This is a genomic window from Rhodoferax sp. P2_H8_2, from assembly GCF_056403235.1.
Genome location: NZ_JBFUFW010000013.1, coordinates 24499 through 47492 on the forward strand (window position 1 = coordinate 24499; position 22994 = coordinate 47492).

Consider the following 22994-nt stretch of genomic DNA (forward strand, 5'->3'; position numbering starts at 1 on the left):
CCCCACCCCGGCAGGACACAACGCATGCTCAGCAAAAGACTCTAAGGATGATCGCTATTTCAAGCTGTTGGACAGAAACGCCTGCAACCGCTCCGACTGCGGATTGGCCAACACCTCTCGCGGATCGCCCTGCTCTTCGATGCGACCCTTATGCAGGAACACCAAACGGTTGCTGACCTCGCGCGCAAAGCCCATTTCGTGGGTGACCACAATCATCGTGCGGCCCTCTTCGGCCACCGCGCGCATCACGCGCAGCACTTCGCCCACCAGCTCCGGGTCCAGCGCAGAAGTGGGCTCGTCAAACAGCATGACTTTGGGTTCCATTGCCAGCGCACGGGCAATCGCCACGCGCTGCTGTTCGCCACCGGACATGTGCGCGGGGAACGCATCCTTGCGGTGGTAGACGCCCACCTTTTGCAAATACTTCTCGGCACGCTCCAGTGCTTCGGCGCGACTGAGCTTCAGTGCGTGGATAGGCGCTTCCATGACGTTCTCCAGCGCCGTCATGTGGGCCCACAGATTGAAATGCTGAAACACCATGGACACCTGCGCGCGCAGGCGGCGCAGCTGGCCTGCCCGCTCCACCTCAAGCGTGCCTTGCTTGCCCATCACCATCTGCAGCTCATCGCCGGCCAGGATGATGCGCCCGGCGTTGGGCTGTTCCAGCAGGTTCAGGCAGCGCAGGAAAGTGCTTTTGCCCGAGCCGCTGGAACCAATCATCGCGATGACGTTGCCTTGGTGCGCGGTGACGCTGACGCCCTTCAGCACCTCATTGCTGCCAAAGCGCTTGTGGATGTCCAGCCCTTGCAGGACGGCAGTTTCGGAATGTGCGCTCATGGGCTCAACAACTTTCCGGTGCGTGCCAACGAGGTACCAGCGATCTTGGCGAGACGCTTGCCCGCAGTCGCCCAGCGCGAGCCGCAGCGTGCGTACAGCACACCACCCGATTTGCAACGCAATTGCGTGACCTGACCGGTCAGCGCATCGACGATGTCGGCGATCACATCACCCGCGACAACCGTTTCGCCAGGTGCGCGATGGAACACCACGACACCAGCGTGTGGCGCAGTGATGGGCTCGGACCCGGACAGCGGCGTGGGCTTGCACTGCGGCGTGGGCAGGTTGGGCACAGGGTTATCGATCACGCCGCGACGCGCCAGAAAATCGCACAGGCCCCGCGCGTCTTGCGCAGCCAGTGTGTGCTGCGTATCCGCTTCGCCACGCAGCTCCACCGTGGCACCAAAGCAGGCCAGTGCAATCGGAAACTCGGGCAGCATGGCTTGCAGCTGCAACCAGGTGCGGGTGCAGGCCTCGTCAAACGGCGAGTCTCCGGACTCGGTGGCCAGCAATAGCGCACGTGCGCCTATAGATGCACTCAACTCTTCAGCCCAAGCGGACTGCGGCGTCAACGCATAGACGTGCATCACCGCATCGGTGTCGCAATGCAGGTCCAGCACGATGTCGGCATCCACTGCCAGACGCAGCAGCTGGTTTTTCAGATCCTGCGCAGGCGTGACCGCTATCAATTCAGTAGCTGTTTGCGCAAGTCCTGAGCGGATCAGAGCCGTATTTTTCGCTTCATCCTGCGTCAACACGGTGCGCAGCTTGTCAGCCACCTTGCTCGCAAGATCTGCATAACCACGGTTGAAATTGCCGCCATCGCGGATGTCAAAACGCCCCTGGTGTTGGCCGTAGACGGTCTGCGCCATGCCAATCGGATTGGCAAACGGCAACAGTACGATTTCACCGCGGATCGCGTCTTGCGATTCAAAATTCTCTAACAGCGTGGCCAGTTGGTGCGCCACCAGGATGGCGGGCACTTCGTCCGCATGCAGTGCGGCCTGGATGTATACCTTGGGGCCGCTACCCGGCTTGCCAAAGCGCAGTACCTGCAGGCTTTGCTGCGTGCCCGGCGTGCAGTGTTGAAGTTCAATGGTTTGGTGTTGCATAGGGATCGCTTACGCGGGCGCGCCGACGCTCACCTGCGGACGCAGATGGCGCAGGTAGCGGCGCTCCAGCAGTTTGAAAATTCCGACGAGGGTGAAGGTCAGCACGAAGTACAGGCTGGCGGCGACGCCGAAGGACTCGCTGACCATCAGCGTGTTGGCATAGACGTCGCGCGCCACGCGGGTGATGTCGACCAGCGTGACGGTGCTGGCAATCGCGGTGGCGTGCATCAGGCCCACCACTTCATTGCTGTATTGCGGCAAGGCACGTCGCAGCGCGCTGGGCAGCAGGATGCGGCGGTACATCGTGAAGGCAGACAGGCCGTAACTGCGCGCCGCTTCGATCTCGCCCACCGTAGTGGCTTTCAGAGCGCCCGCAAAAATCTCGGTTGTGTAGGCGGTGGAATTCAGCGTGAAAGCCAGCCACGCGCAAAACCACGGGTTGCGCAGCAGGAACCAGACAGCGCTCTCGCGCACCGCCTCAAACTGCGCCAGCCCGTGGTACAGGATGAAGAGCTGTACCAGCAGCGGCGTGCCACGCAGCACATAGGTCGCAAACCAGACCGGTTTCGCGAGCCACTGCGTCGGCGACACGCGCGCAACCGCCAGTGGAATCGCCAACACAAACGACGCCGCCAGGCTGATAACCAACAGGACCAGCGTGGTGCGCAGCCCTTCCGCATACTGCGGCAGGCTTTCGAGAATGACGTTCCAATCCATCAGAACTGCACCTTGCGCACCCCGATGCTGAAGCGCAGCTCCAGGCGCGACAGCAGGAAGATGGAGACACTGGTCAGCGTGAGATAAATCAGGGCCACCGCGACATAAAACGTGAACGGAGCGCGCGTGCTGGCAGCGGCCAGGCCTGCGCGGTGCACCATGTCATCCAGCCCAATGATGGACACGAGGGCCGAGGCCTTGATCATGATTAGCCAGTTGTTGGCAAAGCCGGGAATCGCGTGGCGCACCATCTGCGGAAACACGATGCGCTGCATCACTTGCAGGCGCGTCATCGCAAATGCCATCCCGGCCTCCCCTTGGCCTTTCGGCACGGCCAGGATGGCACCGCGAAATGTTTCGGTGAGGTAGGCACCGAAGATGAAGCCGATGGTCAGCACACCGGCCAACAGCGGCGGAATGTCGATGTAATCCCAGCCTTGGGCTTCCGCCAGCTTGTTGACGGCTATCTGTCCGCCATAAAAGATCAGCAGCATCAGCACAAGCTCGGGCATGCCACGGATCAGCGTGGTGTAGACCTCGGCACTCCAGCGCGCGGCGCGCGAGCCCGACAGCTTGGCTGTCGCGCCGATCAGGCCGAAGACGCAGGCAATGGTCAAGGACAGGGCCGACACACGCAATGTCAGGCCCAGCCCTTCCAGAATGGCTGGCAAATAGCCGTAGAGCACAGGTTCTTTCCGGTGGATTGCTATGGAATCAGGAGCTGCTCACGCATATTCTGCGGGCATGAGCAGCCGATTTGGCTTGCAAAACACAAGCCGGTGGGCAGTGCCGATTACTTGAACGAGTAGTTCACGCTCACGTAGCCGCTGCGGCCGCGTGGGTCAGAGTAGGTCGGATCAAAGCCGGCCAGGAAGTAGTACGCCTGGTTGGAGAATGGTGGAGCAGTGTCCAGCACGTTCAGAATGCCGGCGCGCAACTTCAGGCTCTTGCTCAGCGCGTAGCTGCCGGTCAGATCCCACAGGGAGTAGGCCTCCACATCGCGTGCCTGCAGCAGTTTGTTGGCAACCGGGTCGTAGGTCGTATTCTGGTCACGATAGCCCGACAGGTAGGTGTTGGACAGCGTCAACCCCAGGTCACCGATATCCCAGCCGAGCGAGAGTTTGTGGCGCCATTTCTGGATCACCTGGTCGTTCACGAAGGCTCCCAGATTGCTGACGTACGCCGTGTCCTTACCGAACTGGCGGTCGTAATTGAAGATCAGCGTGCCATTCAGGCTGGCCGTGAAGCGGCCGTTCGCCGACGCGTCGCCGCGCCAGTCAAAGTTCAGGTCCAGCCCCGAAGTCTTCAGGCTGCCCTGGTTGTCTTTCTGCAGGATGATGTTGGTGATGAAGCCGTCGGCATCACGTTGAATCAGCGTGCCGTTGTACTTGGCATAGTTGTCGGTGATGAGCTGCTCGCCAACTGTGCTGATCACATCGGTCTTCTCGATGTTCCAGTAGTCCACACCGAACGTGAAGTTCTTGCTGACTTCGAGCACGGTACCCAACGAGAACTGCTTCGACTTTTCAGGTTTCAGGTTGGGGTTGCTGCGGCGCTCAACGGGCCATTGGTCTGTACAGAAATCAATGGTGTCGATGTTGTTGTTGACGCAGTAAGCATCAGTAATGAAGCTCGAAGCCGTACCGTAGGTGGTAGCGCCCTTGAGGTCATACAGCGAAGGTGCGCGAAAGCCCGTGCCAGCAGAGCCGCGGAACAGCACGGTTTTGTTGGGCTGCCATTTGGCACCGATCTTGGGGTTGGTCGTGGTTCCGACACCGCTGTAGTCATCGCTGCGCACTGCAAATTGCAGTTCCAGTTCCTGGGTCACGGGCGCAACCACTTCGGCGAACACGCCCGTGACGGTGCGTGAGTCACTGCTCGCAGTCAAGCCGCCGAAGGTGCCCGAGCTGTCACGGTCACCCGCAATATTGTTGGACAACAGCAGCGCCGAAGGCGTGAAGCTGGTCGTCTCACGGCGGGTTTCTCCGCCGATGGCCAGGGCCACGTCGCCGCCGGCCAGCTTGCCGATGGTGGTGGTGAACTTGCCGTCTATACCTTCGGTCACGCCTTTGGACTTGCGTGCCTCATCGTTGATTTTTGCGGCATTGATGTAGTCCTTGCCGGCTTGCGAGCTGGCTCCGAAAGGGTTGATGATGCCGCTGCGAATACCAGCATCAATCTTGTCAAACAGTGTGTAGCCATTGACGTACTTGTCTGTCGTCGTGTTCTCTGCGCGGGTCAAGGCAACGTCGTACTCCCAGCTGCCCAAAGCCCCGGTTGCACCTGCCACCACACGTTGGCCCAGGCTGGTGACCTCATTGGTGCGGTTGCCGGCTTCTGTCATGCGCCAGCGGATACCAGCAAAGGTGCCGGCACCCAGGGCATTGGCATAGGCGGTGGGCAACACGCTGGTGGGCAGGTTGCGCACCCGCAGGGGGTTGGGGCTCAATACGTATTCGGTCTCGGCCTTGGATTGCATCAGCTCCAGATACAGCTGGTGGTCGGCGTTGAGTTGCACGGTGGCGCGGCCCAGGAAGCCGACCTTGTCAGAAGCAGGGTAAATTTCCGTGTCCTGCATGTAGTCGTAGCTGCAACCGGCCTTGCCGCCAGGGCCTGCTGGTGCGTAGACCGTTGCAGGCGGGTTGCAACCTGGCGCGCTGGGGTTGACACGGCTCGCAGTGGAACCTGCAGGCAACAAGCCTGCAGCAATCAGCTTGGCGCGCTGGCTCGAATTGATGTCTACGTTGGCCGGGTAGGTGTTGGACGACATCAGCGCAGGCAATGTGGTTGCCAGCGCACGCTCGGCAATCCAATCGCGCTGGGTGGAGCGCAGTGCACCGAGCTTTTGCACATCCACAACACCGAAAACGTTGAAGCCGTCGGTCGACAGATCGCCGTAGCCGGCACTGATTGATGCGGTGCGCTTGCTGGCGCCGCCCTTTTGGGTGTCTGCCACCGAAGCGCTGGCGTCAAAGCCCTGGTAGTCCTTGCGGGTGATGAAGTTGATCACGCCGCCGATGGCGTCGGTGCCGTAAATGGCAGATGCGCCGTCTTTCAACACTTCCACGCGCTGGATCGCGCCCGCTGGAATGTTGTTCAAATCCACGCCTGCGTTGTCACCGGGCGTTGCGAAGTTCGCCAGGCGGCGACCGTTCAGCAAGACCAGCGTGGACGACACGCCAATGCCGCGCAGATTGACACCGTTGAAACCGCGCTGGCCCGAGGTGCCGTCGGTGATGCTGGCGCCGTCTGACAGAGGCGCGCTGGCTGCGCTGATGCTTTTGACGATTTCTGCCGCGGTGGTCGCACCACTCTTGAGGATTTCCTCACGGGTGATGGTTTGCACAGGCAGCGCATTTTCATCACTCAGGCGCTTGATGGACGAGCCGGTCACTTCCACGCGCTGCAGTGTCTGCACGGGTTCGGACTGGGCGAATGCTGACTGGCCCGCCAACAGGGCGAGCGAGAGGGTCGTAGCGTAGGCACTGGGGCGCAGCACAAACGCGGCGCGGGCGCGGTAGGTTTTCATGGAGCGGGTCATGGAAGGCCTTGATTGTGGTTGGTGGAGAGGGGTTTAGGGAATGGGAAAGTGCGGCCGTTCACTGGCCGCGGATGCTGACGTCGAAATACCGGTCGTTGATCTGCTTGTAGGCACCGTTGGCCGTGATCGCCTTGAGCGCGGCGTTCACTTTGTCTTTCAGGCTGGTTTCGCCCTTGCGAAAGGCAATGCCGGTGCCGCCGTCCTTGTTGCCGCTGGGGTTGATGGCTGGGCCAACCTTGCTGAAACTTTTGCCTTCGGGCGATTTCAGAAATGCCACGGTAGAGGCCAGTGCCGAGCCGAAGCCCAGATCACCACGCCCTGCCGCAAGCTCCATCGTCACGTCGGCCTCTTTCGCCACTTGCAGCAGCTGGCTGTCTTTGTAGTGGGCAGCGATGTAGCGCGCGCGCGGCGTGTTACGGGTGACGATGATGGTCTTGCCCTTCAGCGCAGCGGGGCTGATGTCCTTGACGCTACCCGTCTTGGCGATGAAAGTGGATGGGATGTCGTAGTAGGAGTCGCTGAAATCGGCAACCTTCAGGCGCTCGTCGGAAATCGTCATGGACGCCACCACCATGTCGAACTTGCGAGCGTTGAGCGCGGGCATCATGCCGTCCCACTCCTGCGACACCATGGTGCACTCGGCCCTCATCTCGGCGCACAGCGCGCGGGCAATATCGATATCAAAACCGGAGAACTTGCCATCCGTGCCCATTTGCGAAAACGGTGGGTAGTTGGCCTCCACCCCGATACGGATCTTGGCCCAGCCAGGCGCTTGCGCATGAACCAGCGTAGGCGTGAACACCTGCACAGCCATGACACATACGGCAGGCACAATGCAACGGGCTTGCATCTTCAAAAGGGCGGTTATTTTCAACATTGGGCGAAGTGTACATTTATTTTCATAATTAAGTAATAAGAAAATACTAGTGCAAACCCTGCCCTCCTTTTGCGCAAAATTCCGTCATTCCATAGCTAGATGCCCGCGCATTTAACTGAAATTAATTTCATAATCAGACTAAATGAAAATTAATTACCTCTCATGCGCCCACTAAATCCGGCACTTCGCGCCTTGAAATTTCTGGCCATCGGCCTGCTGGTTTGCGGCATTGCGTCGGCACAAACGCGCACCACCACTGCGCCATCCCCCGCTCCAGCAATCGCCAACTTCATCCTCGGCGGCGGCGACCGGCATTGCTCCAGCTTCAACGGCGAAGCGGCGGGCCGCGGCTGCATCACCGGCTGGCCCACCATCCTTGCGCACGACCCGGTCTTTGCGGGCCAGGCACTCACCGACATCAGCTTCGACGCGAACTACGCGCTGCCCACCTTCACCTACAGCCTGACCCCGGCAACATTGCAACGCGTGCGCGCTATTCCCCCACCACTGATGGACGCGCATCGCAAAGCCGCACTGCTTGCAGCCCTGGAAGCGCTGGCCAACACCAGCCCACTGGAGCACGTGGCGTTTGCGGCGCTGGACAAGGCGCGTGGTGCGGAAGCACCCGCACTCACCGCCGATCTGACGCGCCCGGAAGTCGCGGTACTGCGCGCCACGCTGGTCGACGCCATCCCACCGTCACCACGCAAACACGAGGCGCGCTCCGTGCTGTTCGCTAGCAACCCGCATGTGCGCTCCACGTTCCAGCAGTTTGTTGCCGCAGCGCGCGCAGCCAATGGTGGCAAGACGCCGAAGATTGGCGTGGTCACCGCTTCCGCCGATGCGCACCCGTTTTCTGACGCCGATATCAACCTGGATGCGCTGCGCTCGGCCGGTGCCGACGTGGTCTACATCCCCATCGACGGCGGCATGCGCCAGGCGCTGGATCGCGACGACTGCAAGGCGCTCGATCTGTACTACGACAGCTACGCCAACACCCGCAGCGCGCGCAGCTATTTTCACAGCGCTTTGGTCTACCCCGATCTCGCGGCGCAGCAGCACCGCTTTTGCGACAAGCATGGCGCGCTGCTGAATGCCACGTTGAAGCAACTCAGCGGCATCTACTTCTCGGGCGGTGACCAGGCGCGCCATCTGGAGAGCTTTGTCAGCAAGGATTCGAAGGGGCAGTACACCGTCATCAGCGCGCAGCTTTCCATCCTGCGTGCGCGGCATGCCCAGGGCAAGCTGGTCGTGGCCGGCACCAGCGCGGGCAACCACATCCAGGGCGGTGGCACATGGCACGGCAAACCGGTGCCGATGTTGGGCGGTGGCGACTCCTACGAAGCGCTGCGAGCGGGCTACATCCGCGGCAACGGTCCGACGCTGGGCACCGCATCACCCGACGGCGGCGAAGGCAAGTACCCGGCCAGCAGCTACGAACTGGGTGGCCTGGGCTTTTTTCAACTCGGCCTACTGGATTCGCATTTCTCGATCCGCACGCGTGAGGGGCGGCTGGTGCGGCTGACGCAGCAAAGTGGCATGGACTATGGCTTTGGCGTCGACGAGAACACGGCGCTGGTTGTGTCGCGGCCAGACGCGCGGGGCGCCACGCATCTGTCGGTAACAGGCGCGGCCGGTGTGCTGATCGTCGATGTGCGCCAGGCCACGGCAACTGGACAAAGCACCGCGGGCGAATACGCCATCGACGGCGTGCGCCTGCATTACCTGAGCGCGGGCGATACGGCCACTGTCGACGCCAAAGGCAATTTGCAAGTTCGCCTCGACGCATCACAACCGCTGCTGCCGTTGCAAGCCGGCGCAGCCCCAGCGAAACAGGATGGTGTGCAGGACTACGGCACAGGCAACTTCCTGAAGCTGGCGCAGGCCATGGGCTTTGGCGGCGCTCCGTTAGGCCTGGGTACTACCGAGCGCAGCCAGGACCGGCGCACGCCGCGCCAGGACCGGCCCTTCTACAACGCGACACTGAGCCGCGCACCAGACACCGAATTCCGCGGTGACCCGGCACGCACGGATGCGGGCGGCCCGCGCCTGTCCTATACACAGCTGCTGTTAAAGTTTGCCCCTTGCGGCACCTGCGCTGCACCCTGACCATGGCCACAGACGCACCTTCCACCGCCGCATTCACCAGCCCCTCCGTCGACACTGCGTTCGCGCAATCTCCGCTGGGCCTGAAGTTGCGCGAGGTGCTGAATGAGGGCCGTGGTTCCAATGCGGTGATCGCCGACTTCCTGTTGCGCAACCCGGTGCGCGCCACTGCCTGGGGCATTGAAGAGCTTGCCAGCAACACGCAAACCTCCACCGCCACACTGAGCCGCTTTGCCCGCACTGTGGGCTTCAGCGGCTTTGCTGCGCTGCGCAGCGGCATGGCGGAGACTTTGCAAAACGCGTTGCAGCCGGTGTTCCAGCCGGTCGACAAATTGCGCAATGCATTGCAACGCAATGCCGACAAGGGCAACCAGATCAACCCCATCGTGGCGGAAAGTCTGGAAGCCAGTCTCAGCAACCTGCAAGCGGCGGCATTGGGCCTGAACCCGTCGCTGCTGGTCTCCACCGCGCACAAGATACTCGCCGCTGAGACGGTCTACATCCTGGGCTTTGGCATCAGCGCGCACCTGTCGGCCATGCTGGCGCTGGACCTGCAACCGTTTTGCCGCCAGGCGATCAACGTCGTGGAATTTGGTGGCACCGAAGTGGCGGCCGGGCGCCTGATGAATATCGGCCCGAAGGACTTGCTGATTTCGATTTCGTTCCCACGCTATGCCAGCGATGCGGTGATGCTGACCCGCTATGCGCGCGACCGCTGCGCCCATGTCATTGCGCTGACCGATTCGATGGCATCGCCGTTGACGACCTGGGCGCACGATGTGTTGATTGCGCCGGCCAGCCACCCGGTGCTGTCCAGCAGCTACAGCGCGGCGCTTCTGGTGATTGAAGCTTTGGTGACGAGCCTGATGGTCAGTGGGGAGAACCAGGTGCACCAGGCCGAAAAGCTGACCGACGCAATCTCGGCCTATCTGTACAAGGACAAGCCAGGCACCGACAAGGGCAGTGGTGACAGCGCGCCCGACAAGGGCACGCGGCGTATCAGTCGGGGTTTCTGACCGACAGCGGGAAACCCGCAAATTCCTTGACGGTTTGCAGCTCGGTGCTGGTGACGATCTTGTCGATCCCCAGCGCCACATCGTCCAGCCACGCGCTGGTCAGATCGCGGTAGTGCGCGAGGTCGCGGCAAGCGAGACGTACCAGGTAGTCGTAACGGCCGCTGACCAGGTAACATGCAATCACTTCCGGGCAGGCAATCATGCCCTGCTCAAAGCGCTGCACCGTGGCCTGGCGCTGGTCTTTGAGCGCGATCTCGGCAAACACAGAGACATGCTCGCCCAAAGCGGTGCGGTGTAGCATGGCGCGGTAGCCCTCGATCAGGCCCTCTTCTTCGAGCCGGCGCACGCGGTTCAGCGTGGCCCGCGCCGACAGGTTCACCGCCTCCGACATCGCCTGCGCACTCATGCGGCCATCGTGTTGTAACAGCTCCAGCAGGGTGCGGTCGACGCGGTCCAGTTCCATTCAGCACCTTAGAGTGACAACCTGCCGCCGGGCCGTCCCTAGGCAGGTTAGCCCCCAGTGGGGGCAGCGACCCGCGACAGCGGCAGAGCGTGGGGGCGTCATATTTTTGCCGCACCGAGTCGGCGCAGCAACTGCTGCACGACGTCGGCCTGCATGTCCTTGTACAGCAAAGCCTCTTCGGCTTCTTTCGCCAGTACGGCGGTTTCGCTGAAGCTGATGTCGCGCTGCTGCACGATTTCAGTCGTCGCAATGGGTTCCGCGCCCTGCGGCGTGCGCAAGCGGAACTTGACAGTCAGGCGCAATTGAAACTCGCGTACCTGGCCAGATGCGTTAACACCCACGACAGTCTTGTCGCGCTGCTCCTGCAGGATGTCCAGAATCACATCGGGTGGCGGCTGTACATCGGGTGCAGAGACCACCCGCACACCGCTGGCCAAGTAGCGTGCTACATCCAGCGCCACCGGGCTGCCGCGCGAGGGCGTCACGGCAATCGACTGGAAGCCGTAGGTCTGGCTGTTGCGCAACTGAAAACCGCAGCCGGTCAGCAGTCCAGCGCACAGCACACCCGCCACAGACAAAGCAGTGCGTCGGGCCAGGGAGTGTGGGGTGCGCATTGGCTCAGACCACCACATTGACCAAGCGGCCGGGCACAACGATGACCTTCTTGGCCGGCGCTCCCGCCGCATGGCTGCTGAACGCATCTGTCGCCAGCGCGGCGGCCTCAATAACCTCTTTCGAAGCGCCCGCAGGAACCACCACCGAGCCACGCAGCTTGCCGTTGATTTGCAGCATCAGCTCAATCTCATCCTGCGTCAGCGCAGCTTCATCAACCTTCGGCCACGGCGCATCGAGGATGTCACCGAGCGTGCCGGCGTAACCCAACTCGGCCCACAGCGTGTGCGCGATGTGCGGTGTAGCGGGGTACAGACAGCGCAGCAGAATGCCAAAGCTTTCGATCAGCGCGACCTGCGCGCCAGCGGAGTCCAGCGCCTTGAAGTCTTCCAAGGCGTTGATCATCTTCATCGCACCGGAGACCACGGTGTTGTACTGCATACGCTGGTAGTCGTAGTCCACCTGCTTCAGCACGGTGTGGATTTCCAGACGCAGGGCTTTCGCCTCCTTGCCAAACTCAACATCTTTTAGGGCTGTAGCGCCCGCCACGCTTGCGTGAGCAGCTCCTGAATCCATAGCAGACAGTTTGTAGCCAAAGTTCCAGACGCGGCGCAGGAAGCGGTAACTGCCTTCCACCGCCGCATCGTTCCACTCCAGCGTCGCCTCGGGTGGCGCGGTGAACATGGTGTACAGACGCGCGGTGTCTGCGCCGTACTTTTCGATCAGGTCTTGCGGATCGACACCGTTGTTCTTGGACTTGGACATCGTGCCCACGCCCTCGTACTCAATGGCCGTACCGACCGGCAAATCACCGACGGCGTTCTTCAGCTTGGCGCCAGTGATCTTGCCAGCTTCGTCGAACACGTTCTCCACATCGTGCGGCCAGAAGTATTCCTTGCCCCCCTTGTCGCCCTTGCGCGAGTAGATGTGGTTCAGCACCATGCCTTGCGTCAGCAGCTTGGTGAAGGGCTCGTCGACCTTGACCAGTCCCAAATCACGCATCACCTTGGTCCAGAAGCGCGCGTACAGCAAGTGCAGGATCGCGTGTTCGATGCCGCCGATGTACTGGTCCATCGGCATCCAATAGTCGGCGCCCCCGGCCACCATGGCGTCGCTGTTCTTTGGATCGCAATAGCGCATGAAGTACCAGGACGAGTCCACAAAGGTGTCCATCGTGTCGGTCTCGCGCCGTGCCGCCTTGCCACAGACCGGGCAAACCACGCCAGCATGGAAGCCTTCGTGCTTGTGCAGCGGGTTGCCGGAGCCATCGGGCACGCAGTCCTGCGGCAAGATAACTGGCAAATCCTTCTCGGGCACGGGCACTGCACCGTGCTCGTCGCAATGGATGATCGGAATCGGTGTGCCCCAGTAACGCTGGCGGCTCACACCCCAGTCGCGCAAGCGCCAAGTCGTTTTCTTCTCGCCCAAGCCTAAAGCCGCGAGGGCCTTTGCCACGGCGTCTACCGCGTCCTTATATGCCAGGCCGCTGAACACATCGGAGTTGACGGTCACACCGCGCTGCTTGTCGCCATACCAGTCCTGCCACTGGCTGTGGTCGTAGGTCAGGCCATCGATATGCACCACATCATTGATCGCAAAGTTGTATTTCTTCGCAAACGCGAAGTCGCGCTCGTCGTGCGCAGGCACACCCATCACAGCGCCATCGCCGTAGCCCATCAGCACATAATTGCCAACCCACACATCGACCAAGCGACCTGTTAAGGGATGCGTGACCGACAAGCCGGTTGGCATACCCAGCTTTTCCTTGACGGCCAGTTCGGCTTCTGTCGTGCCCCCGGCCTTGCATTCCTCCAGGAAGGCGGCCAGACGCAAATTCGATTTGGCAGCATGCAGCGCCAGCGGATGCTCCGGCGCGACTGCGCAGAAGGTCACGCCCATGATGGTGTCGGCACGCGTGGTGAACACGTACATGCGGCCATCGCCGATCAGTGCACCCGTATCGTCCTTGATATCGTGGGTGAACGCGAAGCGCACGCCTTCGGATTTTCCGATCCAGTTCTCCTGCATCAGCTTGACGCGCTCGGGCCAGCCTGGCAGGCCGTCCTGCACATGGGTCAACAGCTCCTGTGCGTAGTCGGTGATCTTCAGGTAGTAACCGGGGATCTCTCGCTTCTCGACGGTCGCACCGGTGCGCCAGCCCTTGCCATCAATGACCTGTTCGTTAGCCAGCACGGTCTGGTCCACCGGGTCCCAATTGACCACCTGGGTCTTGCGGTAGGCAATGCCCTTCTCCAGCATTTTCAGGAACAGCCACTGGTTCCATTTGTAGTACTCCGGGTCACAGGTGGCAACCTCGCGGCTCCAGTCAATCGCCAGTCCCATGGACTGCATCTGGCTCTTCATGTAGGCGATGTTGTCGTAGGTCCACTTTGCTGGCGGCACCTTGTTCTTCAACGCCGCATTTTCTGCCGGCAGACCAAACGCGTCCCAGCCCATGGGCATCAGCACGTTGTAGCCCTGCATGCGCAGCTGGCGCGTCAGCATGTCGTTGATGGTGTAGTTGCGCACATGGCCCATGTGCAACTTGCCGCTGGGATATGGCAGCATGGAGCAGGCGTAGAACTTTTTCTTGGACGAATCTTCGACCACGCGGTAAGCGGTGCGGCCGTTCCACAAAGGCTGCGCCCAATGCGCGTGGGCCGATTTTTCTACGTCGAGATGCTGGTATTTGTCTTGCATGGAATTACGACGGCCTGGGGCCGTCTATGGAGAAGCTTCTAGGGATTTTAGGTGCAGCGCCGCTCAACGGGCAGCACTAGCCCCGGGACTGGGTGCTTGGGCCACGAAACCGATGCGGTTCAGCCCGGCTTTCTGGGCCAGGCCCATGACTTCGACGACTCGACCATAAGGCACGGCTTCATCGGCGCGCAGCTGCACTTCCGTATCGCGGTTGCGCTGCGCGGCCTGGTCCAAAGCACTGGCCAACGCTGCAACGTCCATCGCCTGATCATTGAGATAAATCTTCCCATCAGGTGCAATAGTCAACGCAACAAAGCGGGGCGTATTGGCACTCTGCGTGCCCTCGGCCTTGGGCAAATCCACCTTGATCGCACTGGTCAAGAGCGGCGCGGTAATGATGAAGATGACCACCAGCACCAACATCACGTCGACCAGCGGCGTCATGTTGATCTCGCTCATGGGCTGAGGCCCTTGTGTGCGTTCCAGCCTGCCGAAGCTCATCTGGGGCCCTTGTCCGGCTTCAGTGCTGAGTGACCAGCAACTCCCGCAGATCGCGGGCAAAGCCTTCCAGATCGGCTTCGATGCGGCCAATGTAGCGGCCCAACAGGTTGTAGGCCAGAACTGCAGGGATGGCGACTGCCAGACCGGCGGCAGTCATGACCAGGGCCTCGCCCACAGGCCCTGCGACCTTGTCGATACTGATCTGCCCGGTCCCGGCAATACCGATCAGCGCGTGGTAAATGCCCCAGACGGTGCCGAGCAAGCCGACAAAGGGTGCAGTGGAACCCACGCTGGCCAGCAATACCTGCCCAGCCTGCAGCTTGCGAATCACCAAATGCAGCGCATCGCGCAGTACGCGGGTGAGTTGCTGGGAACGGTCTCCTGACGAGGCCAGCGTGCCGGAGCTTTGAATTTGTGTGGCCGCTACCAAGGGCAGTACCAGGGCTTCACGGTCAAACGCGGGCAAAGTTGTCAGCGCTTCACTGATCGACGGCGCTTGCCAGAAAGCGGCTGTGCTGCGCGCCACATCGCTCAATGCCCGCTTCAACAAACGCGCTTTCCACAAAATCACGACCCAGCTGGCCACCGACATGGCAAGTAGTACTACGGCCACCGTCACACTGACAGCATCGCCGTGCAACAGGGCTGTAAAGGCGTTCATTTCAGTCCCAGCACATCAAACATGTCGTACAGGCCCGCCTTTTTGCCCGCGAGGAAACGCACGGCGCGCAAGCTGCCCTGCGCATAGGTCGCGCGGCTGGAAGACTTGTGGGAGATCTCGATGCGCTCACCGGTACCCGCAAACAGCACCGTGTGGTCGCCCACGATGTCGCCACCACGGATAGTCGCAAAACCAATGCTGGAGGGATCGCGTTCGCCGGTCACGCCTTCGCGCGCATAGACCGCGCAATCCTTCAAGTCGCGGCCCAGTGCATCGGCAATGACCTCGCCCATCTTCAAAGCAGTGCCGGAGGGGGCATCCACTTTGTGGCGATGGTGCGCTTCAACGATCTCAATGTCATAACCCGTATTCAGCGCCTTGGCCGCCATTTCCAGCAGCTTGAGCGTCACGTTGACACCCACACTCATGTTGGGCGCCATCATGATCGGGATATCACGCGCGATCGCCGCGATCTCTTGCTTTTGCTCTTCGGTAAAACCGGTGGTTCCAATGACTGCGGCAACGCCCAATTCGCGACACACCTGCAAATGCGCCAGCGTGCCTTCAGGGCGTGTGAAATCAATTAGCACCGAGCAGTCTTGCAAGCCTTGGCGCAGATTGGCGGTAATCTGAACGCCGGTAGTCTGGCCTGCGTGAGCACCTGCGTCCTGCCCAATGGCTGGGCTGGATGCGATATCGAGCGCACCCGCTAGAACGCAATCATCTGCGTCGCGAACGGCTTCGATCAACATATGCCCCATGCGGCCAGACGCGCCGGCCACGGCAATGCGATGGGTGGAGGTAACCAAGTTGCTCATACGCCCACCACTTACTTGGCGGAAGACTCCAACGGCGGATAGTCCACTGGTGGCGGCGCTTCCGCGACTGGCGGCACCGGCTTGGGCAGCGGGAATTTCTTCAGAGCCTCTTCACTGGCCTGCATCGCAGGCGCGGTACCCGTGCGGTAGTCGGTTTTCAGAGTGGATACAAATTCCGATTCGCTGGGCAGCTCATCCGCTTCAACGCGATCCAACAGATCGTTCTTGAAATACACCGTGACCTTGCGCGACTGGAACGGGAACCCCTGGCGGCGCAAAGTGAAGACAAAGTCCCAACGGTCCGCATGGAACACATCGGTCAACAACGGAGTCCCAATGACTTCGCGTACTGCGTTGCGTTCCATGCCAGGCTTCAGCAATGCCACTTGCTCACGGGTCACCACGTTGCCCTGCACGATGTCGATCTTGTAAGGCGTTATCACCTTCAGCATGCGGGTGGTGACATCCTGCCCGGGTGCGCTAGCGCCCGAAAAACTGCTGCAAGCAGACAAACCCCAGCACGCCACGGCGATGCAGTAAAAATGGATGCGGCTGCGATAGTGTTCTGACATGGGGGCTTGGGGGAACGATATGATCGGGCGATTGTAGCGGCTGGAGTATTGTCAGCCGCCCTCTTTACCCGCTGGACACCACCCATGACCAACATCGATGAACTCAAGAGCACCGGTCTGAAAGCCACGGTACCGCGCCTGAAAATCCTGGAGGTGTTTCAACGGGGCAGCGACCGGCACATGACCGCCGAGGACGTGTTTCGCGTGTTGCTGCAGGAACGCTCGGATGTGGGCCTGGCCACCGTGTACCGGGTATTGACGCAATTCGAGCAGGCCGGAATCCTGAGCCGTAGCCATTTCGAGAGCGGCAAGGCGGTCTATGAGCTCAACAGCGGCCAGCACCATGACCATCTGGTGTGCCTGGATTGCGGTCGGGTAGAAGAGTTTTACGACGCCGAAATCGAGAAGCGCCAGCACGCGGTCGCCAAGGCCAAGGGCTTCACCATCACCGACCATGCCTTGAGTTTGTACGCCAGTTGCACCAAGACTGATTGCCCACATAGGCCACCCGGCAGGTCATAGGCCTCAGCCGCCCTTTTCCATGGCGCGCCGGTGGCGCTCCACAAACTCCTGGTAGGTATCGATACCGCGCAATTGCAAAATGGTATTGCGCACAGCGGCCTCGACCAGCACCGCGATATTGCGTCCGGCCACGACCTGAATCACCACCTTGCGCACGGGCACTCCCAGAATGTCCTGCGTCAGCGGTTCATAGGGGATGCGCTCGTATTCGCGCTCCATGGTTTCACGGCGCACCAGATGCACTATGAGCTTGAGGCGCATCTTGCGGCGCACCGCGGTTTCACCAAAGATGCCTCGGATATCCAGCAGGCCAATGCCGCGCACCTCCAAAAGGTTTTGCAGCAGCTCGGGGCAGCGCCCTTCGATGGTGGTCTGGTTGATCCGGAACAGGTCCACCGCGTCATCGGCTACTAGGCCATTGCCGCGCGAAATCAACTCCAGACCCAGTTCGCTTTTGCCTAAACCGGATTCACCAGTGATCAGCACGCCCAGGCCCAGAATGTCCATGAACACGCCGTGCATGGACATGCGGTCGGCGAAATGCTTGGACAGGTAGGCGCGCAGCACGTCAATGACAAACGCCGACGACTCCTTGGTCGAGAACATCGGAATTTGCGCGCGCTCGCACATCGACAACAAGGCCTGCGGTGCGGTCTGGCCATCGGCCAACACCAGCACCGGCGGCTCCAGCGTGACGATGCGCGCAATACGGCGGGCGCAATCTTCGCTGGTCGCGTTGGTGATGTAGGCAACTTCGCGCTCGCCCAGAATCTGCACGCGGTACGGATGGATGTAATTGAGATAACCGACCAGATCGGCGCCCGAACGGGCAGCGCGCACTGCCACTTCGTCAAAGCGCCGCTCGGAGGCGCCCAGCCCGGCAACCCATTCCCATTTCAGGCGCCCGCGAAATTCCTCAAAGAGGACATCGGCGCTGACTACAGTGGGTTTCACAGCGAGCCTGCCGTGGTGAAAATCAGCTGGTACGGGCTGACTGCCAGCCGCTGATCAGAGCAAACAATTGCGCGGAATCAGTAGTGCTGGTGAGCTGCTCACGCAGCGCAGCATCGCTCAACAGCTCGGCAATCTCGGAAAGAATTTCCAGATGCCTTTGCGTTGCTGCCTCGGGCACCAATAAGAAAATCAGCAGGTTGACAGCTTGGTCGTCCGGGGCATCAAAGCCGATCGGCGTGGCCAACTCAAACACAGCAGCCAGTGGCGCTTTGAGTCCCTTGATGCGGCCATGGGGAATGGCTACGCCATGGCCCAATCCGGTGGAGCCCAGGCGTTCGCGGGAAAAGAGACTGTCTGTGACCAGTGCACGGCTGAGGCCATGCAGGTTCTCAAACAGCAAGCCGGCTTCTTCAAAAGCGCGCTTCTTGCTGGTGACATCGACTAGCGCTTGCACGTGCGCAGGGGTCAGTATGCTGGCGAGTCGGTTCATGGTGTGGGGCCGATTATGCACATAAAAAAACCGCCCAGCTCGGGGCGGTTTGGGGATGTGCCTCTAGTCAAGAAGGCTACATCAGCCTTCACATCAGGCGTTTTGGCGCTACATGCTGGTGGTCCTGCACTTTGTCTTTGTGGCGCACCACCTGCCGATCCAGCTTGTCCACCAGTTCATCGACAGCGGCGTACAAATCCTCGTGGGCACTTTCTGCGAACATGTCGCTGCCCTTGACGTGGATATTGCATTCAGCACGCTGCCTTCGATCCTTTTCCTTCTGCTTTTCAACGGTCAATAGAACCTTGACATCCACCACCTGATCAAAATGGCGCACGATGCGATCCAATTTAGTTGTCACATAACTGCGCAAGGCCGGTGTCACTTCAAGGTGATGACCGCTGATCGTCAAATTCATAGATAACCTCCTGCTGTTCACAAGGGAAGAAACGCCCGCCACGGTATGCAACGGGCCCGGGAACCAAAAACGTCTTAAACCTTTCAGGCAAATTCACTATGCGCCCGTTCGAATTCAATTGCAATGGGTTTCTGTGATGCACCGCAAAAATGAAGGGGCTTGCTTGCGGCCATTCCACGAAGTGGATTCCTACCTCCTGTTACCGGTTTATCGTGCCCCAAATAGGGGACTGGGGTCCTTTCGCAATGCGATAATCCGTCCATCTTAATTTTTGGAGAAGGCTCCTTGGAAAACTACCCCAGTCGGTAGCTTTCAACTCCCAGCGACTGCATCGGGGTTGGAAGCAAACCATCACGACAGCAGAAACCTATTTTTGGGAGTGAGCCCATGCTCAACATCTTCACCCTTGCCAACGGACGTCTCTTCCAGGAAGAGATCGAGTCGCTGGAAGAGCTTTCCAAGTTCCAGCCCATCTGGGTGGATCTGGAATCCCCCACCGTTGAGGAAAAACGCTGGGTCAAACAGTATTACGGACTATCTATCCCGGAAGACGCGATGGATGAGGATATCGAAGAGTCCGCGCGCTTCTACGCCGAAGACAACGGCGAAGTCCATATCCGCAGCGACTTCTTGATCGCTGATGAAGACGAGCCGCGCACGGTACGCGCTGCGTTCATCCTGAATCTGGTCAATGATGGCCTTAAGAGCAAGGGCGTGCTGTTCTCCATCCACGACGAAGACGTGCCGGTATTCCGCCTGCTGCGCATGCGCGCACGCCGCGCACCCGGACTGATCGAAGACGCCAAGGAAGTGCTGCTGAAGCTGTTTGATGCGGATGCCGAATATTCTGCCGATACGCTGGAAGGCATTTATGACGAGCTGGAAAAAGTCAGCAAGAAAGTGCTGTCCGGCAACGTGACCGATGCGATCGCTGGTGAAGCGCTGGGTGCGATTGCCCGGCACGAAGATTTGAGCGGCCGCATTCGCCGCAACGTGATGGACACGCGTCGCGCGGTGAGTTTCATGATGCGCAGCAAGATGCTGAACTCCGAGCAGTTCGAGGAAGCGCGGCAGATTCTGCGCGATATCGATTCGCTGGACTCGCACACCGCTTTCCTGTTCGACAAGATCAACTTCTTGATGGATGCAACCGTCGGTTTCATCAACATCAACCAGAACAAGATCATCAAGATCTTCTCGGTTGCCAGCGTTGCGCTGCTGCCGCCGACCCTGATCGCCAGCGTGTACGGCATGAACCAGAAGTTTCCGGAGTTGGAGTTTTTGGGCAGCTGGGGATATCCTTACACAGTTGCATTAATGCTCTGTAGCGCCGTAGTACCAATGTGGTATTTTCACCGCAGAGGCTGGCTTCGCTAAAACGAAAATGGCTGCAGCGCCGGAAATACTGGCGCGAGCAGCTATTGAATTTATAGCAGCCTCAACAACGCCATGACAATATTGCGGGCATATACGCTGGCTACATCGCGCACAAACACAGGGAAGTCCACGTGGGCCGAGTCATCGGCCCGGTCGGAGATCGTCCGCACTGCTGCAAACGGGATGCCATAGTCAGAACATACCTGTGCGACGGCAGCCCCTTCCATCTCCACGGCACTGACGGCATGGCCATGCGCAAGCAAGTCGCCCACCAAGCCAGCCACCTCTTGTGCGCCATTGACAAACTGATCACCCGTTGCAATCAAGCCTTGGTGCGCCACAGGTTTGCGCCCACCATGTGACAGTCCTGCCAAACTTGTTGTGCAGGCCGCATGCAAACGCGCAGTCCAGGCCGTATCCGTGGCAAACACTGACTGCCCTGTCAATGGAATCTCATACCGGGGAAACAGCGGTGAGGCATCCATGTCGTGCTGCACAAACCCGGAGGCCACGACCACATCGCCTACGTGGACATTGGCACCCACACCACCAGCAACTCCGGTGAATACGATGGCACGAACCTGAAAATGTGAAATCAATGCAGAGGCGGTCGTTGCAGCTGCCACCTTGCCAATGCGCGACAGTGCCAGAACTACGGGCTGGCTGTGGAGAACGCCTACCCAGAAATCGCGGCCGGCATGTTGAATACAACGGGGCGTTTGCAGTTGGTCGACCAGGCCTTGTTGCTCTTCTGCGAGGGCGCTGAGGATGGCTATGGGGTTTTGGGTGGTCATGGCAGGTAATCGTAGCGACTTCATTTTCTGTCGCCCGCTAACGGCGCGGGGGACACGTACGGAAAAGAGTACCCGACACGCATGATCCAGAGCAAGCGCAACAAGATAAATGCCGCCAATAAAAAAGCGGCCCGAAGACCGCTTTCCATCAAGCCAAGAATGACTTACTTGTCTCGAAGTTCCCGACGCAATATCTTGCCAACTGGCGTCTTCGGCAGATCAGCCCGGAACTCGATCACCTTGGGCTGCTTGTAACCGGTCAAGTTTTCCTTGCAGAAGGCGCGCACATCTTCTTCACTGAGGTTAGGGTCCTTCTTGACGATCACCAACTTGACCGCTTCACCCGACTTGGCATCGGGCACGCCCACGCAAGCGCATTCCATCACGCCAGGCATTTGTGCAACCACGTCTTCAAGTTCGGTCGGGAACACGTTGAAGCCACTGACCAAAATCATGTCCTTCTTGCGGTCCACAATCTTGAAGTACCCGCGCTCATCGACCACGCCGATGTCGCCGGACTTGAAGAAGCCATCAGGGGTCATGACCTTGGCAGTTTCGTCGGGGCGCTGCCAGTAACCTGCCATCACTTGCGGGCCCTTGATGGCGATTTCGCCGGGCTGGCCAATTGCTACTTCATTGCCATCGTCGTCCAACAGTTTCAGGTAAGTGCTGGGTAGTGGAATGCCGATCGTGCCGGTGTATTCGGTTGCGGTCACGGGGTTGCAGCTTGCCGACGGAGAGGTTTCGCTCAAGCCGTAGCCTTCGCAAATCGGGCAGCCGGTCTTGTCAAACCAAAGCTTGGCCACACCGCTTTGAACCGCGGTACCACCGCCCACCGAAATCTTTAGATGGCTCCAATCCACCTTGCTGAAATCAGGGTGGTTGGCGAGGCCGTTGAACAGTGTGTTGACTGCGGGAAAGCTGTGGATCGTGTGCTTGGCCAGTTCCTTCAACACGCCGGGAATATCGCGTGGATTCGGGATCAGGATCAGCTTGCCGCCGGTGCGCATCGACAGCATCATGCCGACCGTGAACGCGAAGATGTGGTACAGCGGCAGCGCACAAACGCCGGTAGGTTGTTCGCCCGCGGGAACCTTCTTCATCACCGGGTCGTTCCACGCTTCGGACTGCAGCACATTGGCAATCACGTTTCTATGCAACAGCACGGCGCCCTTGGACACACCGGTCGTGCCGCCCGTGTATTGCAGCACAGCGACATCATCGAACTTGGTCGCCGGTTTGTTGAAAGGCGCCTTCGTGCCCTTGGCGACCGCTGCATTGAAACGCACGGCGCCGGGTAAGGAAAAGGCCGGCACCATTTTCTTGACATGGCGCACCACGTAGTTGACCAGCGTGCCCTTGAGCAAACCCAACTGGTCGCCCATGGCGCACAACACCACATGCTTGACCGGCGTCGCGGCAATGCACTTTTCCAGTGTGGCGGCAAAGTTCTCGATGATCACGATGGCCTTGGAGCCGGAGTCCTTGAGCTGGTGTTCCAGTTCGCGCGGGGTGTACAGCGGATTGACGTTGACCACCACAAAGCCGGCACGCAGGATGGCCGCTACGGCGACCGGGTACTGCGGCACATTGGGCATCATGATGGCGACGCGGTCACCCTTGACCAGACCCAAGCCTTGCAAGTACGCCGCAAACGCCTGGCTCAGACTGTCGGTCTGACGGTAGGTGACGTCCTTGCCCATGAAGTTGTAGGCAACCCGGTTGGCGTATTTCTGGAAGCTTTCTTCCATCAGCCCTACCAGCGAGGGGTACACCGACGCATCAATGTCGGCAGGCACGCCTTGTGGATAGCTCTTGAGCCAAACGCGATCAGTCATTTCAATGTCTCCAGATTCCAATTATTCTCAAACCCGCTATTTTCCAGCTCTGCGGCGATTCAGGGGCA

The 22994-nt window shown here is 60.0% G+C and carries 22 protein-coding genes; 4 read left to right on the top strand and 18 right to left on the bottom strand.

Annotation, left to right across the window (positions count from 1 at the left end; all coding sequences use genetic code 11):
- Positions 1 to 54: 54 nt before the first annotated feature.
- The 6 genes from AC1DV6_RS17720 to AC1DV6_RS17745 all read right to left on the bottom strand — a co-directional run bounded on the left by AC1DV6_RS17720 (position 55) and on the right by AC1DV6_RS17745 (position 7084).
- The gene (locus tag AC1DV6_RS17720; protein WP_477979800.1) at positions 55 to 837 is read right to left on the bottom strand and encodes an ABC transporter ATP-binding protein; all 783 of its coding nucleotides are present in this window, start codon (positions 835 to 837) and stop codon (positions 55 to 57) included.
- Entirely contained in the window at positions 834 to 1949 is a 1116-nt protein-coding gene (locus AC1DV6_RS17725) for a succinylglutamate desuccinylase/aspartoacylase family protein (protein WP_477979802.1), read from the bottom strand. Before AC1DV6_RS17725 ends, AC1DV6_RS17720 begins: the two co-directional genes overlap by 4 nt.
- 9 nt (positions 1950 to 1958) lie before the next feature.
- Positions 1959 to 2666, bottom strand: a complete 708-nt coding sequence (locus tag AC1DV6_RS17730) for an ABC transporter permease (RefSeq protein WP_477979804.1) — start codon at positions 2664 to 2666, stop codon at positions 1959 to 1961.
- Positions 2666 to 3352, bottom strand: a complete 687-nt coding sequence (locus AC1DV6_RS17735) for an ABC transporter permease (RefSeq protein ID WP_477979806.1) — start codon at positions 3350 to 3352, stop codon at positions 2666 to 2668. Before AC1DV6_RS17735 ends, AC1DV6_RS17730 begins: the two co-directional genes overlap by 1 nt.
- A gap of 107 nt (positions 3353 to 3459) precedes the next feature.
- Entirely contained in the window at positions 3460 to 6207 is a 2748-nt protein-coding gene (locus AC1DV6_RS17740; protein ID WP_477979807.1) for a TonB-dependent receptor, read from the bottom strand.
- 58 nt (positions 6208 to 6265) lie between these two features.
- Positions 6266 to 7084 (bottom strand): transporter substrate-binding domain-containing protein, encoded by an 819-nt coding sequence (locus AC1DV6_RS17745; protein WP_477979808.1) that lies wholly within the window; start codon positions 7082 to 7084, stop codon positions 6266 to 6268.
- Between the two features lie 162 nt (positions 7085 to 7246).
- Between AC1DV6_RS17745 and AC1DV6_RS17750 the strand changes: the two genes are divergently transcribed.
- Positions 7247 to 9193, top strand: coding sequence for a cyanophycinase (locus AC1DV6_RS17750; RefSeq protein ID WP_477979810.1), 1947 nt, complete (start codon positions 7247 to 7249; stop codon positions 9191 to 9193).
- A gap of 2 nt (positions 9194 to 9195) precedes the next feature.
- Entirely contained in the window at positions 9196 to 10206 is a 1011-nt protein-coding gene (locus AC1DV6_RS17755) for a MurR/RpiR family transcriptional regulator (protein ID WP_477979812.1), read from the top strand.
- On the opposite strand, the gene AC1DV6_RS17760 is transcribed toward AC1DV6_RS17755, so the two are convergent.
- The 7 genes from AC1DV6_RS17760 to AC1DV6_RS17790 all read right to left on the bottom strand — a co-directional run bounded on the left by AC1DV6_RS17760 (position 10190) and on the right by AC1DV6_RS17790 (position 16533).
- The gene (locus AC1DV6_RS17760) at positions 10190 to 10669 is read right to left on the bottom strand and encodes an Lrp/AsnC family transcriptional regulator (protein WP_477979814.1); all 480 of its coding nucleotides are present in this window, start codon (positions 10667 to 10669) and stop codon (positions 10190 to 10192) included. The genes AC1DV6_RS17755 and AC1DV6_RS17760 overlap by 17 nt on opposite strands.
- Positions 10670 to 10767: 98 nt before the next feature.
- On the bottom strand, positions 10768 to 11283 hold the full coding sequence (locus tag AC1DV6_RS17765; RefSeq protein ID WP_477979816.1) for an LPS-assembly lipoprotein LptE: 516 nt from the start codon (positions 11281 to 11283) through the stop codon (positions 10768 to 10770).
- Positions 11284 to 11287: 4 nt separating this feature from the next.
- Positions 11288 to 13981 carry a leucine--tRNA ligase gene (leuS, locus tag AC1DV6_RS17770; protein ID WP_477979818.1) on the bottom strand — a complete coding sequence of 898 codons (2694 nt, stop codon included), beginning with the start codon at positions 13979 to 13981 and terminating at the stop codon, positions 11288 to 11290.
- Positions 13982 to 14044: 63 nt separating this feature from the next.
- Positions 14045 to 14482 (bottom strand): ExbD/TolR family protein, encoded by a 438-nt coding sequence (locus tag AC1DV6_RS17775; RefSeq protein WP_477979820.1) that lies wholly within the window; start codon positions 14480 to 14482, stop codon positions 14045 to 14047.
- A gap of 19 nt (positions 14483 to 14501) precedes the next feature.
- Positions 14502 to 15143, bottom strand: a complete 642-nt coding sequence (locus tag AC1DV6_RS17780) for a MotA/TolQ/ExbB proton channel family protein (protein ID WP_477979822.1) — start codon at positions 15141 to 15143, stop codon at positions 14502 to 14504.
- Positions 15140 to 15961, bottom strand: a complete 822-nt coding sequence (gene dapB / locus AC1DV6_RS17785; protein ID WP_477979824.1) for a 4-hydroxy-tetrahydrodipicolinate reductase — start codon at positions 15959 to 15961, stop codon at positions 15140 to 15142. Before dapB ends, AC1DV6_RS17780 begins: the two co-directional genes overlap by 4 nt.
- A gap of 11 nt (positions 15962 to 15972) precedes the next feature.
- Positions 15973 to 16533, bottom strand: coding sequence for an outer membrane protein assembly factor BamE (locus tag AC1DV6_RS17790; RefSeq protein ID WP_477979826.1), 561 nt, complete (start codon positions 16531 to 16533; stop codon positions 15973 to 15975).
- Between the two features lie 84 nt (positions 16534 to 16617).
- Between AC1DV6_RS17790 and fur the strand changes: the two genes are divergently transcribed.
- A complete protein-coding gene (gene fur, locus AC1DV6_RS17795) occupies positions 16618 to 17055 on the top strand; it encodes a ferric iron uptake transcriptional regulator (protein WP_477979828.1) in 438 nt (145 codons plus the stop codon).
- A gap of 3 nt (positions 17056 to 17058) precedes the next feature.
- Here the strand turns inward: fur and hprK are convergent, their stop codons facing one another.
- The 3 genes from hprK to hpf form a co-directional block, all read right to left on the bottom strand.
- Complete coding sequence (hprK, locus tag AC1DV6_RS17800; RefSeq protein ID WP_477979830.1) at positions 17059 to 18009, bottom strand: HPr(Ser) kinase/phosphatase; 951 nt, start codon at positions 18007 to 18009, stop codon at positions 17059 to 17061.
- A gap of 22 nt (positions 18010 to 18031) precedes the next feature.
- Positions 18032 to 18499 (bottom strand): PTS sugar transporter subunit IIA, encoded by a 468-nt coding sequence (locus AC1DV6_RS17805; RefSeq protein ID WP_477979832.1) that lies wholly within the window; start codon positions 18497 to 18499, stop codon positions 18032 to 18034.
- An 88-nt stretch (positions 18500 to 18587) separates the two neighbouring features.
- Positions 18588 to 18917: a ribosome hibernation-promoting factor, HPF/YfiA family gene (gene hpf, locus AC1DV6_RS17810; protein ID WP_477979834.1), complete on the bottom strand. Its 330-nt coding sequence runs from the start codon at positions 18915 to 18917 to the stop codon at positions 18588 to 18590.
- A 387-nt stretch (positions 18918 to 19304) separates the two neighbouring features.
- Between hpf and corA the strand changes: the two genes are divergently transcribed.
- Positions 19305 to 20294: a magnesium/cobalt transporter CorA gene (gene corA, locus AC1DV6_RS17815; RefSeq protein ID WP_477979836.1), complete on the top strand. Its 990-nt coding sequence runs from the start codon at positions 19305 to 19307 to the stop codon at positions 20292 to 20294.
- Between the two features lie 50 nt (positions 20295 to 20344).
- Here the strand turns inward: corA and AC1DV6_RS17820 are convergent, their stop codons facing one another.
- Together AC1DV6_RS17820 and AC1DV6_RS17825 are read right to left on the bottom strand one after the other, a co-directional pair.
- Positions 20345 to 21088 (bottom strand): 5'-methylthioadenosine/adenosylhomocysteine nucleosidase, encoded by a 744-nt coding sequence (locus AC1DV6_RS17820; RefSeq protein WP_477979837.1) that lies wholly within the window; start codon positions 21086 to 21088, stop codon positions 20345 to 20347.
- Positions 21089 to 21252: 164 nt separating this feature from the next.
- Positions 21253 to 22926, bottom strand: a complete 1674-nt coding sequence (locus tag AC1DV6_RS17825) for a long-chain-fatty-acid--CoA ligase (protein ID WP_477979838.1) — start codon at positions 22924 to 22926, stop codon at positions 21253 to 21255.
- Positions 22927 to 22994 lie beyond the last annotated feature (68 nt).